The organism is Algoriphagus confluentis (assembly GCF_036245625.1).
GTDB lineage: Bacteria > Bacteroidota > Bacteroidia > Cytophagales > Cyclobacteriaceae > Algoriphagus > Algoriphagus confluentis.
The window spans coordinates 124,269-138,372 of the sequence record NZ_BTPD01000004.1 but is presented as its reverse complement, the minus strand read 5'-3'; the positions used below and the strand labels follow the sequence as shown (position 1 = coordinate 138,372).

General features: G+C 44.1%; 18 protein-coding genes and 1 tRNA gene. 11 read left to right on the top strand and 8 right to left on the bottom strand.

What is annotated here, in order from left to right:
• Positions 1-67 precede the first annotated feature (67 nt).
• The gene (locus AAA943_RS07090; protein WP_338223536.1) at positions 68-826 is read left to right on the top strand and encodes an alpha/beta fold hydrolase; all 759 of its coding nucleotides are present in this window, start codon (positions 68-70) and stop codon (positions 824-826) included.
• 28 nt (positions 827-854) lie between these two features.
• Here AAA943_RS07090 and AAA943_RS07085 read toward each other — a convergent pair whose 3' ends face one another.
• The 3 genes from AAA943_RS07085 to AAA943_RS07075 are packed head-to-tail and all read right to left on the bottom strand — an operon-like array spanning position 855 to position 3,715.
• Positions 855-1,997 carry a cysteine desulfurase family protein gene (locus AAA943_RS07085; RefSeq protein WP_338223535.1) on the bottom strand — a complete coding sequence of 381 codons (1,143 nt, stop codon included), beginning with the start codon at positions 1,995-1,997 and terminating at the stop codon, positions 855-857.
• 33 nt (positions 1,998-2,030) lie between these two features.
• Positions 2,031-3,425, bottom strand: coding sequence for a phosphoglucosamine mutase (gene glmM / locus AAA943_RS07080; RefSeq protein ID WP_338223534.1), 1,395 nt, complete (start codon positions 3,423-3,425; stop codon positions 2,031-2,033).
• A 59-nt stretch (positions 3,426-3,484) separates the two neighbouring features.
• Positions 3,485-3,715, bottom strand: coding sequence for a hypothetical protein (locus AAA943_RS07075; RefSeq protein ID WP_338223533.1), 231 nt, complete (start codon positions 3,713-3,715; stop codon positions 3,485-3,487).
• A 72-nt stretch (positions 3,716-3,787) separates the two neighbouring features.
• Here AAA943_RS07075 and mazG point away from each other — a divergent pair, with 72 nt between their 5' ends.
• The 4 genes from mazG to fumC all read left to right on the top strand — a co-directional run bounded on the left by mazG (position 3,788) and on the right by fumC (position 7,057).
• Positions 3,788-4,588: a nucleoside triphosphate pyrophosphohydrolase gene (gene mazG / locus AAA943_RS07070; RefSeq protein ID WP_338223532.1), complete on the top strand. Its 801-nt coding sequence runs from the start codon at positions 3,788-3,790 to the stop codon at positions 4,586-4,588.
• Between the two features lie 122 nt (positions 4,589-4,710).
• Complete coding sequence (locus AAA943_RS07065) at positions 4,711-5,094, top strand: RidA family protein (RefSeq protein ID WP_338223531.1); 384 nt, start codon at positions 4,711-4,713, stop codon at positions 5,092-5,094.
• A 2-nt stretch (positions 5,095-5,096) separates the two neighbouring features.
• On the top strand, positions 5,097-5,585 hold the full coding sequence (locus AAA943_RS07060) for a hypothetical protein (protein ID WP_338223530.1): 489 nt from the start codon (positions 5,097-5,099) through the stop codon (positions 5,583-5,585).
• Positions 5,586-5,656: 71 nt separating this feature from the next.
• The gene (gene fumC, locus AAA943_RS07055; protein WP_338223529.1) at positions 5,657-7,057 is read left to right on the top strand and encodes a class II fumarate hydratase; all 1,401 of its coding nucleotides are present in this window, start codon (positions 5,657-5,659) and stop codon (positions 7,055-7,057) included.
• A gap of 69 nt (positions 7,058-7,126) precedes the next feature.
• Here the strand turns inward: fumC and AAA943_RS07050 are convergent, their stop codons facing one another.
• The 5 genes from AAA943_RS07050 to AAA943_RS07030 all read right to left on the bottom strand — a co-directional run bounded on the left by AAA943_RS07050 (position 7,127) and on the right by AAA943_RS07030 (position 10,673).
• On the bottom strand, positions 7,127-7,783 hold the full coding sequence (locus AAA943_RS07050) for a hypothetical protein (protein WP_338223528.1): 657 nt from the start codon (positions 7,781-7,783) through the stop codon (positions 7,127-7,129).
• Positions 7,784-7,881: 98 nt separating this feature from the next.
• The gene (locus AAA943_RS07045) at positions 7,882-9,663 is read right to left on the bottom strand and encodes a patatin-like phospholipase family protein (RefSeq protein WP_338223527.1); all 1,782 of its coding nucleotides are present in this window, start codon (positions 9,661-9,663) and stop codon (positions 7,882-7,884) included.
• A gap of 291 nt (positions 9,664-9,954) precedes the next feature.
• Complete coding sequence (locus tag AAA943_RS07040) at positions 9,955-10,206, bottom strand: GIY-YIG nuclease family protein (RefSeq protein ID WP_338223526.1); 252 nt, start codon at positions 10,204-10,206, stop codon at positions 9,955-9,957.
• Positions 10,207-10,332: 126 nt separating this feature from the next.
• Positions 10,333-10,584: a GIY-YIG nuclease family protein gene (locus tag AAA943_RS07035; RefSeq protein WP_338223526.1), complete on the bottom strand. Its 252-nt coding sequence runs from the start codon at positions 10,582-10,584 to the stop codon at positions 10,333-10,335.
• Positions 10,585-10,601: 17 nt separating this feature from the next.
• Positions 10,602-10,673, bottom strand: a tRNA-Arg gene (locus AAA943_RS07030).
• A gap of 321 nt (positions 10,674-10,994) precedes the next feature.
• Between AAA943_RS07030 and AAA943_RS07025 the strand changes: the two genes are divergently transcribed.
• The 6 genes from AAA943_RS07025 (at position 10,995) to AAA943_RS07000 (ending at position 14,076) form a co-directional block, all read left to right on the top strand.
• Positions 10,995-11,576 carry a 30S ribosomal protein S16 gene (locus tag AAA943_RS07025; RefSeq protein WP_338223525.1) on the top strand — a complete coding sequence of 194 codons (582 nt, stop codon included), beginning with the start codon at positions 10,995-10,997 and terminating at the stop codon, positions 11,574-11,576.
• Positions 11,577-11,591: 15 nt separating this feature from the next.
• On the top strand, positions 11,592-12,122 hold the full coding sequence (rimM, locus tag AAA943_RS07020; protein ID WP_338223524.1) for a ribosome maturation factor RimM: 531 nt from the start codon (positions 11,592-11,594) through the stop codon (positions 12,120-12,122).
• Positions 12,122-12,811 (top strand): tRNA (guanosine(37)-N1)-methyltransferase TrmD, encoded by a 690-nt coding sequence (gene trmD / locus AAA943_RS07015; protein WP_338223523.1) that lies wholly within the window; start codon positions 12,122-12,124, stop codon positions 12,809-12,811. The genes rimM and trmD overlap by 1 nt, the downstream gene beginning before the upstream one ends.
• Before the next feature lie 77 nt (positions 12,812-12,888).
• Entirely contained in the window at positions 12,889-13,254 is a 366-nt protein-coding gene (gene rplS / locus AAA943_RS07010) for a 50S ribosomal protein L19 (RefSeq protein WP_338223522.1), read from the top strand.
• Between the two features lie 84 nt (positions 13,255-13,338).
• The gene (locus AAA943_RS07005; protein WP_338223521.1) at positions 13,339-13,623 is read left to right on the top strand and encodes a hypothetical protein; all 285 of its coding nucleotides are present in this window, start codon (positions 13,339-13,341) and stop codon (positions 13,621-13,623) included.
• Positions 13,624-13,890: 267 nt separating this feature from the next.
• Entirely contained in the window at positions 13,891-14,076 is a 186-nt protein-coding gene (locus AAA943_RS07000) for a hypothetical protein (RefSeq protein WP_338223520.1), read from the top strand.
• Positions 14,077-14,104 lie beyond the last annotated feature (28 nt).

Here is a 14,104-nt window from a genome sequence, read left to right as displayed (position 1 = left end):
CTTACTGGGGACAAACAGAATTCTAGAATTAGACGCGTAAATCGTAATTCGTACTTTGAAAATAAACATGACCTTAAACTTCAAAAAATTAGGCTCCGGTAAGCCTTTAGTCATTCTCCATGGACTTTTTGGTTCTTTGGATAATTGGTTTTCCATAGCCCGTGAACTGGAAAAACACTATACGCTTTACCTTGTGGATCAGCGAAACCACGGAGATTCTCCCCACACAGATGAATGGAATTATCAAGTCATGGTGGAGGATTTGAAGGAGATGTTGGATGAGGAAGCCTTAGAAAAAGTCTACCTAATGGGCCATTCAATGGGAGGAAAGACGGCTATGTTTTTTGCCTCGGCCTATCCTGAGCGGGTAGAAAAGCTGATCGTAGCCGATATTGCTCCGAGATATTATCCCATCCATCATCAGACGATTTTGGAAGGGCTCAATTCCATTGATCTAAAAGCAACCAAAAGCCGGAAAGAAGCAGATGATCAGCTGGCCGAATACATTCAGGAATTGGGAGTCCGGCAGTTTTTGCTGAAAAGTCTGGGGCGAAATTCAGAAGGCTTTGTCTGGAAAATCAACTTGCCTGTCATCACCAAGAATATTGAGGAAGTGGGAAAGGCACTGCCTGAAGAGGCAAAATACGAAGGGCCAACATTGTTCTTGGGAGGATCAAATTCCAACTACATCAAGCAGACTGATCTGCCTGATTTGGAAAAACATTTCTCGAATTACGAATTGGAGTTTGTCGCCAATGCCGGACATTGGCTACATGCCGAGCGACCGGAGGCGGTGATTGAAGAGGTGAGGAGGTTTTTAGAATAAGAAAGGAGCTCAATCGAGCTCCTTTTGCTTAGGCTTCTACTGCGTAGAGTTCTTTTAATTTTTCGACGGTATAATCTACTTCCTCCACTGTGTTAAATCGACTGAAAGAGAATCGCACCGAATCACGCTCAGGATTGTGGTTCAAAGCTCTGAGGACATGTGAACCCACCGTCGCTCCCGAACTGCAAGCAGACCCTCCGGACGCAGAAATTCCTTCCAGATCAAGATTGAAAAGCAGCATACCACGATTGGCTTCAGAAGGGGGCAGACTTACATTCAATACGGTGTAAAGACTTTTTCCCAAGTCTGCGGAAAGACCATTGAACTCTACTCCGGGAATTTCCTGAGTCAGTTTATCGATAAAATGCTTTTTGATTTTCTCCACATGGGCTTGGTGACCGGACATGTCTTCATAGGCAAGCTCCAATGCTTTTGCAATTCCGATAATGCCTATGACATTCTCTGTCCCTCCACGCATGTTTCTTTCCTGAGCTCCACCATGGATAAAAGGATGGATTTTCTTGTCTTTTCTTACAAATAAAAATCCAGAACCCTTGGGTCCGTGAAACTTATGTCCTCCGGCGACGATGGCATCGATGGGAAGATTTTTCAAATCGTGGGCATAATGGCCCATTGTCTGTACGGTATCTGAATGGAAAAAGGCTCCATATTCTTTTGCCAAACCTCCTATTTTCTCCAAATCATTCAGATTTCCGATCTCATTATTCGCCTGCATAAGTGACACCAAGCTGTTGGGATTGGCTTTGAGCAATTTTTCCAACTGACCATGGTCAATTTCTCCTTTGGAATTGACATCCAGAAGGCTCAGTTTAATTTTCCCTTTTTTCTCCAACACCTCCAAGGTATGGAGTACCGCATGATGCTCAAGTGGAGAGCTGATTGCATGGGTGATTCCGTGCGTTTCCACTCCGCAGACCAGCGCAGTATTATCCGCCTCTGTTCCACCTGAGGTAAAGAAAATCTCAGATGGCGTGGCATTGAGCAACTCCGCTACTTTCTTCCTTGATTTCTCAATCGCATTTCTCACTTCCCGGCCGTGGCTATGGACGGAAGAAGGATTGCCAAAATGGGACTTCATGAAAGGAAGCATGGCCTCGATCACCCGATCGTCCATGGCTGTGGTGGCGGCATTGTCAAAGTAAACTTTCATTCTATCTGGGTTGGTGTAGCTGGGGAATTCAGATCAGATCAAAGATGCGCTGACCACTTCTTTGATGTCCAAAATAATCTTTTTGGCCAAATGCTCAGCAGTGGCTTCCGAATCAGACTCGGAATAAATCCGGATGATGGGTTCAGTGTTGGATTTTCTGAGGTGAACCCACTCTTTTTCAAATTCTATTTTTACTCCGTCAATGTCATTGATCGGATGTTTTTTGTATTTGTTTTTGATCTCCAAAAGGATCTTGTCCACATCGATTTCCGGGGTGAGTTCGATCTTGTTTTTGGAGATATAGTAAGTAGGGTAGCTGGCACGGAGCATGGAGATTGACTTGCCGAATTTGGCCAAATGGGTTAAAAACAGCCCGATTCCCACCAAAGCATCACGGCCGTAGTGCGAGGTAGGATAGATGATTCCCCCGTTTCCTTCTCCCCCGATGACCGCATTGACTGCTTTCATCTGATTGACCACGTTGACTTCTCCCACCGCTGCGGCTGTGTAAGTACCTCCTCTTTTGAGAGTCACATCTTTCAGTGCCCGGGTGGAGGAAAGGTTGGAGACGGTGTTTCCTGGGGTTTTGGACAAAACATAATCTGCCACAGCTACCAAGGTATATTCCTCTCCAAACATGGAGCCGTCCTCATTGATGAAGGCTAATCGATCCACATCCGGATCGACAACAATGCCTAAGTCAAAATTTCCTTTTTCCAGCTTTTTGGAGATTTCTCTCAGGTTTTCAGGAAGTGGTTCTGGATTGTGCGGAAAATGACCGTCTGGATTGCAGTACATTTTTTCGATGGTCTCTACGCCCAAAGCCTGCAATAGCTTTGGTACTGCAATGCCTCCGGTGGAATTGACCCCATCTACTACAACCCTGAATTTTCTCTTTTTTACAGCTTCTACATCGACCAATTCCAGACCCAACACATGCTGGATATGTCGATCAATGTAGTCACTGATCTGGGTGTATTTTCCCAGTTTTTTGACCTCTGCAAAGCTAAAGTCCTCTTTTTCGGCCTTTTGCAGAATAGCTTTCCCTTCCTCATCGGAAATAAACTCTCCAATCGAATTGAGGAGTTTGAGAGCGTTCCATTGGATAGGATTATGGCTGGCTGTAAGGATGATTCCCCCACCTGCATTTTCTCTTGGGACAGCATATTCCACTGTAGGGGTGGTGCTCAATCCCAAGTCAATCACATCGATTCCCAGACCCTGAAGAGTGGCAGATACCAGTCTGGAAATCATGTCTCCAGATAGTCTTGCGTCTCTTCCGATGACTACTTTGGGATTGCCAGTTTTCTCAATGACCCAAGCTCCATAGGCGGAGGCAAATTTGACGACGTCAATAGGGGTAAGTCCTTCTCCGGATTTCCCCCCAATTGTTCCCCTAATTCCGGAAATAGATTTGATAAGCGACACGTACAGTTGATTTAAGTAAAAGTGAATTTAAAAAATCCTGTCTCAGGACAGGATTAGATTCATTTGAATTTGGCAAGAACCTTATCGACTTCATTGTCTGGGTTCCCGCAGGTGCTATTGGCATCGACCGTTTTGCCACAGTAGCCACAGGTAGCTCCCTCCTTGTTTAGAAATGGACTTTGAGAAGCACAAGTGCCTTTAAACTCCCCGTTTTTGAGGAAAATAAGTCTCACAGACATCAAAACAAAAAATAGGGCCACGAAGCCAAGGGTAATCAGTACAGTTGCCATAACGGATAAATTTGCGCAAATTTAAAGCTTTACTTCGAAAACGTTCACAACTTCCCTATAGTTTCCCGAGCTATGTCAAATTTGAGTACCCGTGCTGAGCAGTTGGCTGCCCTTGACCGATTATTAACCATCATGGATGAGCTACGTGCTCAGTGTCCCTGGGATAAAAAGCAAACTACCGAGAGTCTCAGACACTTAACTATTGAGGAAACCTTTGAGCTTTCTGATGCTATTTTGGAAGGAAATCCGGAGGAAATAAAAAAAGAATTGGGAGATATTCTTCTTCATATCGTCTTCTATGCTAAAATCGGTTCTGAAGAAGGGAATTTCGATATGGCTACCCTGACGAATGCATTGTGTGAGAAATTAATCCGCCGTCATCCTCATATCTATGGGGATACCCAAGCCAATGATGCAGACACAGTCAGTCAGAATTGGGAGAAAATCAAGCTGAAGGAAAAAGGCAATGTGTCTGTTTTAGGAGGAGTGCCAAAGTCCCTTCCTGCCTTGATCAAAGCGATGCGTATTCAGGAAAAAGCGCGCGGTGTGGGGTTTGACTGGGAAGAAAAGCATCAAGTTTGGGAAAAAGTGGAGGAGGAAATGCAGGAATTCAAAGCTGAATTCAATGCTGCGGCTAATGCTGAGATTGACAAGGAAAAGGCCACTGGAGAATTCGGTGATTTACTTTTTTCTCTGATCAACTACGCCCGGTTTATCGATATCAACCCTGAGGAGGCCTTAGAGCGAACCAATCTCAAGTTTATCAAGCGATTTCAGTATTTGGAAAATTCAGCTAAATCCGCCGGGAAAAATCTCAGTGAAATGACCTTGGCTGAAATGGATGTGTACTGGAATGAAGCGAAAAAGCAGTAGGCAAAAATGGAAGTCTGAAGTATGAAATCAGAAGGCAGAAATTTCAGATTTCATACTTCTGAATTCGGTCCGGTAACCAAGAAATCAATAACTATTTTCTAATAACTCAATAACTCTTTCAAATGCCAAATCAGATTATTTTCACCTCAGAAGCTCCTGCACCAATCGGTCCTTACTCGCAAGCTGTACTTGCCGGCAACACCTTATATGTCTCCGGGCAAATCGCCTTGGATCCGGATACCGGAGAGCTGATCAATGAAAACATTACAGAGGAGACGCATGCGGTGATGAAAAACATGGAAGCTATCCTTCGTGCCGCAGATTTTGGATTCGGGGATGTGGTCAAGTGCACCATTTTTATTCGGGACATGGGACAGTTTGGAACCATCAACGAAGCTTATGGTCAGTATTTTAAGCAAAATCCTCCGGCCCGGGAAACAGTTGAGGTAAGTAAACTCCCTAAAAACGTGAATGTGGAGATCTCCTGTATGGCTGTCAAAAATTAACCTTGAACCTGATTCCTTACCATAGCGAAGCTTTAGTCAGTATTCTTTCCAAAGAAGAAGTGCTGGGACACCTGATGCGGACTACGCGTCAGGTCAACTTCCTGGGTATGGATCCTATGCTAGATGAAAAAATAAAATTTAACGGGATAGTTGGTCAGGAAGGATTCCGAATTTCCCGAATGATCAGGAAAGGCGATTCGTTTTTGCCTCTCCTTTCGGGAAAAGTAGAGGCGACCTCCCGAGGAAGTCTTATTCTAGTAGAATATCGGCCATTTCCAGCCACTGTTTTCTTTCTCTCTTTTTGGAGTGTGATTTTATTTGCTTTTTCAGCCTATTTCTTCTATCAGCTCAACCCAGGCTATGCCCTTATCTGCCTTAGTTTGGCTTTGGGGAATTACGGGTTGGGCTTGCTGTTTTTTCACAGGCAGGTTCGGATTTCCCGAGCTTTATTCCACGAACAGATCAATTTTGAGATGAAGGACAAGGATTAGTTTTTGTCCGGTTGGGCAAAAAGTCCGATTGATCTTATCTTGCGGCTCAAATCACAAAAGACCAAAATATCATGTCCATTCGAATAGAAAAAGATACCATGGGGCCTGTAGAGGTTCCCGCAGATAAATATTGGGGCGCTCAGACTCAGCGCTCAATCAATAACTTTAAAATCGGTGGCGAAAAAAACCGCATGCCAATCGAAATCATCCGCGCTTTTGCCATTCTGAAAAAAGCAGCAGCGCAGACCAATGCCGAATTGGGAGTCATGGAGCAGTCCAAGGCGGATATCATTGGTCAAGTTTGTGATGAGATTTTGGCAGGACAACATGATGATCAGTTCCCATTGGTGGTATGGCAGACAGGTTCAGGCACCCAATCCAATATGAACACCAATGAGGTGATCGCTTATCGCGCTCATGTGTTATTGGGAGGATCTTTGGAAGATGCCAAAAAGAAGATCCACCCCAATGACGATGTGAATAAGTCTCAGTCCTCCAATGATACCTATCCGACTGCGATGCATATAGCGGCCTATCAGATGGTAGTGGAAACGACGATTCCAGGAGTACAAAAGCTGAGAGATACCTTGGCGACGAAGGCTGAGTCTTTCAAAAATGTGGTGAAAATCGGACGAACCCATTTCATGGATGCTACGCCTTTGACTTTGGGGCAGGAGTTCAGTGGCTATGTGGCCCAACTGGATCATGGTTTAAGAGCGTTGAAAAATACTTTGGCACATCTTTCTGAGTTGGCATTGGGTGGAACAGCCGTTGGTACGGGATTGAATACCCCACAAGGCTATTCTGAATTGGTGGCAAAAAAGATTGCTGATCTTTCCGGTCATCCTTTTGTCACTGCTCCAAATAAGTTTGAAGCTTTGGCAGCTCACGACGGCATGGTAGAAGCCCACGGAGCGTTGAAGCAATTGGCAGTATCTCTGATGAAAATCGCCAATGACATCCGGATGCTTTCTTCGGGACCTCGCTCAGGAATCGGAGAGATTTTGATTCCAGAAAATGAACCAGGGTCATCCATCATGCCCGGCAAAGTCAATCCAACCCAAGTGGAAGCCATGACGATGGTTGCTGCCCAGGTAATGGGCAATGATGTAGCCATCACCATCGGGGGCTCCAACGGACATTTTGAACTGAACGTGTTCAAGCCTTTGATTGCAGCTAATTTCCTTCAGTCCGCCAGGTTGATCGGAGATGCCTGCGTATCCTTCAATGACAACTGTGCCATTGGCATTGAGCCCAATACGCCGATGATACAGCGACACTTGGAAAACTCCCTCATGCTGGTGACAGCTTTGAATACCCATATCGGCTATGAAAATGCGGCTGCTATTGCCAAGAAAGCACACAAAGAAGGCACAAGCCTAAGAGAAGCTGCGATTGCTTTAGGCTTGTTGACATCTGAGCAGTTTGACGAGTGGGTCAAGCCTGAGGATATGATCGGAAGTTTGAAATAATAACATTGTGCAAAGAAAAGCCCTCGGAGAAATGATTCTTCGAGGGCTTTTTAATTAGAGTAGGATTGACTATTTGATAATCTGCCGGTTGTCCAGCATAAAGCCCACCGAGAGATACATCAGATTACTCTGGGTAGGTCTATAATTTACCCCGGCTACATTAACTGCTTGGTTTTCTTCGATCAGGTAATCGGTCAGGTAATATTTAAAGCGGATATAGTTCCCGGTTTTTGCTTTGAATTCGATAAATGCAGATGGCAGGAAAATTTTGGTTCTGTCACTAAACCAGATATTGGTTTTTGATTTTTCGTCATTGACATAGGTTTTTTGTTTGTAGTTGATCGCAAACTCATTGCTGATACCAATCCCAACCCAGTTGCCTTTCATGTCCCCAAACTTCAGGGCAACAGGTATGCCCAGATTGTAGGTCCTCTGCTTGACCCTTACCGAATCATTGAGGTCAGTAATCAATCCGACATTTCGAATGTCAACTCCGAAATAAAAACCGGCTTTGTCACTGAAGTCCTTATGCAGCGTGATGGCATAGTTGAAGAAGGGAGTGAATCGCACCACGTTGTTGGTTTCCAGTCCAGTTGCTTTGACCGATCCCAGGGAAAGAATAGTTTCTGTGGAAGAGGCACTATACCAGCTTTTTGTGTTGGTTTCCTGCGCCCAAAGAGTTGCGGAGGAAATCAAAAGAAGGAAAGAAAGTAGAATTTTTTTCATAAGAATGGATTTTAAAAACTGAAGAATAAGGTACGATTTTAACTGAAGAATAAAATCTTCCTATTCAACTTTTGCCTTAAATTCTGGAAAGAATGCGGTCAATCGAACTTTTTCTCCCAAAACCTCTCCTCCTCAGGAAGTTGCTCAAGATATTCTATGGTCTGCTCGTATCCTTTTTGTAGGATTTCTTTCCATTTTTTCTCATCGAGTAACCCCACCCCTTTGAGACTTAGCTCAAAATAGTGAGATACTTTGGACTTCGTTATTTCCTGTCGCTGTTGGCTGTTGAGCATGAGAGAATTGATGATCAGGGATCCCAAATTGGGGAGTTTATATTGTTTTTTGCTCAGGATTTTGTCCCAGAACAAGCTCCAATTGCTTGGTGTATTTTCGAATTCTACCTTTCTGTCAATCAATCCCGAGAGTGAAACAGCGATGATATTGGAAATGGGATAGCGGTACATGGGTTCGATGGGGAGATTTTCCATGACTGCTCCATCCACATGCAGGTATTGGTCGATGACTACCGGAGGGAAAACTCCCGGAATCGCCATACTGGCCAAGACCTGCCTCCAAATTGGACCCCTGTCATGGATTTTGGCAGTGGCACGGGAATAATTGGTTGATACGCAGTAAGAGTTGACCCAGATATCTTCCATTTCATAGTGCTTGTACAAGTTTTGGACAAAGCGTTTTACTTTTTTTCCGGACAAAATTGACACTAGAGGAAGGGATAGATCATTTGAGGTAAGTTTGGACCTCACTGCATGCTGAGTGATGGATTCGATCTTTTCAAAATCAAAATCGGAAAAGCTCATAGATATCCCATAGATCGCACCTGCGCTAGTGCCGCCGAGAAAATCGATTTCAACTCCCTTTTCCTGCAAGGCTTTTACTACCCCCAGATGGGCATAGCCTTTGGCACCACCTCCCCCCAAAACCAAGCCGGTGGCATTGTTGGTGATGATTCGGCAGAATCTCCTAATATCCTTAAGGTTGCCCTGTCGCACATGAATATGCAGATTGATTGTTCTTTTTTCCAACCAGGCCGAGGTTCCAATAGGCATGTCGGCCTCTCTTTTATGAAGAAATAGCAGGTATATCTTTTTATTCAGGATGCTTTGCGAGTAGAGATCCAATTCTCTTTCAATAGGATAGAGATCGGAACTTGCGCCAAAATCAGTGGCTAAAATCACCAAATCAGCATAGACCAAACACTGATGAGACCAGTTGGGATTGTTTTCGCTACACAAAAGAATATTCACCCCAGCATAGCGCTCGAGCGAGTCGAAAAAGTCCTGATCTGAAATGTTTTCTTGGGATTCGTGATCAAAAACCTGTACAGGGATTTGATTTTCCATGAAATAGGATTGCATATCGGATGTCCATGGGCTTAAATCATGGTCTGCCTGTAAGTTGATCAAGGCGATATTTTTGGGAGGGGAAGACTGATTCTGCTGAAACGTGTTTCTTCTCAAGCGATTGATCACAAATTGGGTCATCGAATTGGCCAGACTTGGGTTTTTCCCAACCAGCTCCAAATATTCGTGTTGATCCAATTCCAGCACCATAGATTTACGTATAGCCAAAACAGAGGCCATTCGTGGCTCCCCTGTAAAAAGAGCAAACTCCCCTACGGGTTCTCCCTCACCGATATCTCCGAGGATTCGCGTGCCTCTCGCCTCTTCCTTGATGGCCCTTAGTCTTCCGGATAGCACAATGTAGAGCGCATTGTGGCGGTCACCCTGATGAAATAGATACTCTCCAGTAGTTAAATATTTTTTGGTGCCTATGTTTAGAATTTGATCTATAAAATCCTCGCTTAGTGTTCCAAAAAGTTTATGAAAAAGCTGATTAGAAGGGGTTGGACTACTTTTCATCGATGGGGGTTATCTGGGTTTATTTTTTCAAAAAGGTTTCATGTCATCAATCTGAGATCCGCATGACTCAATTATACTACTAAATGTAGTCTATAAAAATTAAAAGATGTAGTAGGGGTTTTCCAAAATTTCTAATGAAAATAGAATAGGGAAGCCAAAAAATAGACACCATCGCGAAGTAGTAGCCCCGACGGGAATCCCTGCCGGCCGTCAGGCGGGGAACCCATATCTAAAGTTTAGGAAACTTCTATTCTATCCCCGTCCGACCGCGTCAGCCGGGCGGGCATTGAACTACATGGTCAGTTTTTCTTTCAAAAACCGTCTTCCTGCAGAAGATTTAAAGAATTTCTCTCGTTGAATTGCTTCCGACAAACTTTCAAATTCTTCAAAATAGACAATTTTAAAAGGGATGTAGGGACGAATAGATTTAGTTTGTCCGCTATTATGTTGCTTGAGCCTCAGCTCCAAGTTTTTACAATGTCCTTTATAGAAATAATCGTAGGACAAGCTTTTGAGGATATAAGCATAAAAAATCTCCTTCATAGCTTAAAAGGTGAAAGTAGCCCCGACGGGAATCCCTGCCGGCCGTCAGGCGGGGAACCCATATCTAAAGTTTAGGAAACTTCTATTCTATCCCCGTCCGACCGCGTCAGCCGGGCGGGCATTGAACTACATGGTCAGTTTTTCTTTCAAAAACCGTCTTCCTGCAGAAGATTTAAAGAATTTCTCTCGTTGAATTGCTTCCGACAAACTTTCAAATTCTTCAAAATAGACAATTTTAAAAGGGATGTAGGGACGAATAGATTTAGTTTGTCCGCTATTATGTTGCTTGAGCCTCAGCTCCAAGTTTTTACAATGTCCTTTATAGAAATAATCGTAGGACAAGCTTTTGAGGATATAAGCATAAAAAATCTCCTTCATAGCTTAAAAGGTGAAAGTAGCCCCGACGGGAATCGAACCCATATCTAAAGTTTAGGAAACTTCTATTCTATCCATTGAACTACAGGGCCATATTACATTTTGACAATTTGAAAACTCATTAATTTTATCTTAACATCAATTAGATTGTTCGAGCCTTTATCTTTTTTCAACCAAAGAACTATCAATTCTATCCCCGTCCGACTTGTGTCAGCCGGGCGGGCCCGTCAGACTTGTGTCAGCCGGGCGGGCATTGAACTACAGGGCCTGGAAAGGATTCGCAAGATAAGCGATTTGATAAAAAACCTACAAATATTCTGAGCTCAACTTGTGGCTTTCCAATCATTTACCCTATCTTTGCACTCCAAATTTAGGATGGACGGGTTCCATCCACTCACTTAATCTAAACAATTATGTCCGTAAAAATCAGATTAGCACGTCGGGGCAGAAAAAAACAAGCCATTTATGACGTCGTTGTAGCTGATGCAAGAGCTCCACGAGATGGACGCTTCATCGAAAAACTCGGAACTTACAATCCGAACACTAACCCTGCTTCCATTACAATCAACAATGAGCGCGCTCTTACCTGGTTGTTGAACGGAGCTCAGCCAACTGATACCGTGAAGGCGATGCTTTCCTACAGAGGTGTCATGCTGAAGAAACACCTTCAGATCGGTGTATTGAAAGGTGCAATCACTCAAGAACAGGCCGATGCTAAGTTCGATGCTTGGATCACTGAGAAGGATGCTAAAATCGAAGGCAAAAAAGATAAGTTGGCTACTGCAAAAGCAGACGCTCGTGCGAAGGCACTTGCTGCTGAAGCTGCCAAGAACCAGGCTCGTTTGGATGCCATCAAAGCAAGAGAAGATGAGCAAAAGGCTTTGCTAGCTGCTGCTGAAGCTGCTAACAATCCTGCTGCTGCTGAGGCTGCTGCCGAAGAGGCTGCGCCTGAAGCTACCGAAGCTCCTGCAGAAGGCGGAGAAGCTGAAGCTTAATAGAATCAATTTTCCATGAACAAGGAACAGTGCTTTCATGTAGGCCGTATTGCCAAAGTTCATGGACTTCGTGGTGAAGTAAATGTGGTGCTCGATGTAGACTATCCTGAGGATTACGAAGGATTGCAGCACCTCTTCCTCGAGCAAAAAGGCCGATTGGTTCCCTTCTTTCTGGAGCATTTTGTGATCCAGCACGGAGGTAGGGCCCTAGCCAAATTTGAGGAACTGAACACCATCGAGCAGGTGGAAATGCTGGTAGGATTGGAAGTGTACCTTCCCCTCACCGAGCTCCCCGAGCTGGAAGAGGATCAATACTACTACCACGAGCTGATTGGATATGAGGTTTTTGACCAAACCCTAGGTCTGATTGGCCCTGTGCAGATCATTTACGATTTGGAAACACAGGATCTCCTCGGAGTGACCCACCAGGGTAAAGAAGTCCTGATTCCAATTCAGGAGGGAATTATCCAAAAGGTGGATAAGGCAGCAAAAAAAGTTTACTGCCAGTTACCTGAAGGTTTACTTGACATTTATCTGGAAGACTGATGCATATCGACATCATCACCGTTGTGCCAGGACTCTTAGAAGGACCTTTTTCCCATTCGATCCTGAAAAGAGCCGAGGACAAAGGACTTGCAAAGGTCCGGTTGCATAACCTTAGAGACTATGCGACAGGCAAGCAAAAGCAGGTGGATGATTATGCATTCGGTGGTGGTGCCGGGATGGTGATGATGATCGAGCCGATTGCCCGATGCATCGAAGCCCTTCAAAAGGAACGTCAATACGATGAAATCATCTACATGACGCCGGATGGAGAGACTTTTGACCAACCCATGGCCAATGACCTCTCGCTCAAGAAAAACCTCCTGATCCTCTGCGGTCATTACAAAGGGGTCGATCAGCGGGTGAGAGATAAGTTTATCACCAAGGAAATCAGCATAGGAGATTTCGTCCTTTCCGGAGGAGAATTAGCGGCAGCTGTAGTGGCTGATGCGGTGATTCGCCTGATTCCGGGAGTGTTGAATGACGAGACTTCGGCTTTGACAGATTCCTTCCAAGATAATTTGCTGGCTCCACCGGTATATACCCGGCCTGCCGAGTACGAAGGAATGAACGTTCCGGAGGTATTACTCTCAGGACATGAAGCCAAGATAAGCGAATGGAGATTTGAAGCGTCGGTTCGCCGAACCAAAGAAAAACGGCCTGATCTGCTGAAGGGCACAGGCTGGGAATAGGCGAGACAGGATTTAAAAAGAAGTAATTCATTTCAGCCGCTGCGGCGGTAACTGCGAAAGCATAAAAACATAAAGCTATGAGCGATCTAATGAAAATTGTAGAAGCGGAATACAGCGAGGCGAGAGCCAAATTCCCTTCTTTCAAAGCCGGTGATACCATCAACGTACACGTACGAATCAAAGAAGGTAACAAGGAGCGTATCCAGCAGTTTCAGGGAACTGTGATCCAACGTAAAAACCCGAATACCAACGGAGAGACTTTCACCGTGCGTAAAGTATCCAACGGAATAGGCGTGGAGCGTATTTTTCCTATCATTTCTCCAGCCATCGAGCAGATCGACGTGGTGAGAGAAGGTAAGGTAAGAAGAGCCCGATTGTTCTACTTGAGAGGACGTCAGGGTAAAGCTGCACGTATCAAGGAAAAAATCAGACCAAGAAACTAAAACAGGTTTGACTTCTGATAAAAAAGGAACCCAATTTTGGGTTCCTTTTTTGGTTTTGGGTAAATTGAACCAAACATTCCCGCAATGAACTCCTCCATTTCCTTCACTGATCCCGGGGCTATTCTCGGCAGAACCTTCCTCCGCATCGCACAGGTAATCTTGGTGATTCTAGCGGTTGGTGCCGGATACATGGCCTATTTGGGAAGTGAGGGACTTTTTTCGGATTGGAATATCGAGATTGATTCAGACTTTGTGGAGTTCTTTCCTGGTGTAGATCCAGAATCCTGGATTATTTATCTTTTTCTGGGCCTAGCCCTTAAGTTTTTATTTTGGTTTGGGATTTTGGCTTGGTTGGAGAGGAAGATATGATCAATTCTGAATCATTTTTAGAAAAACCCTCCTCTGAATATGCAGGATAATCGCTTAATAACTTAGCCCCTCACCTATTTGAACCTTACAGGATCTGAGAAAATACTAGGTCTAGAGGTGGTTTTATAAACCAAAAATATAGAATTGAGTGTGTTCTATAATGCTTCAACTTTTTTAATGGGTAGAAAAATAAAATATTTTTAAGTTAAGTTTTGTTTTCTAATTTTTTTTTTTTTCAAATTAGTCAAACACTTAAACTTAATTTGTATGAAAAAAATTAAAAATTTTGCTAAGACATTATTTATTTTGGTCTTTTTTAGTGGAATGATGGTCACTTTTGCATCAGTGGCAGCAGATTGCTGTCAAGCCAACTCAACAGGGTGTTTTGATCGTTTCGGGACTTATTATCCAGGAGATAGATTAGGTACAAGGCCTTGTGGTCCAATTCAATAATTGTTAATTTCCTAGAGATTATTTGCGC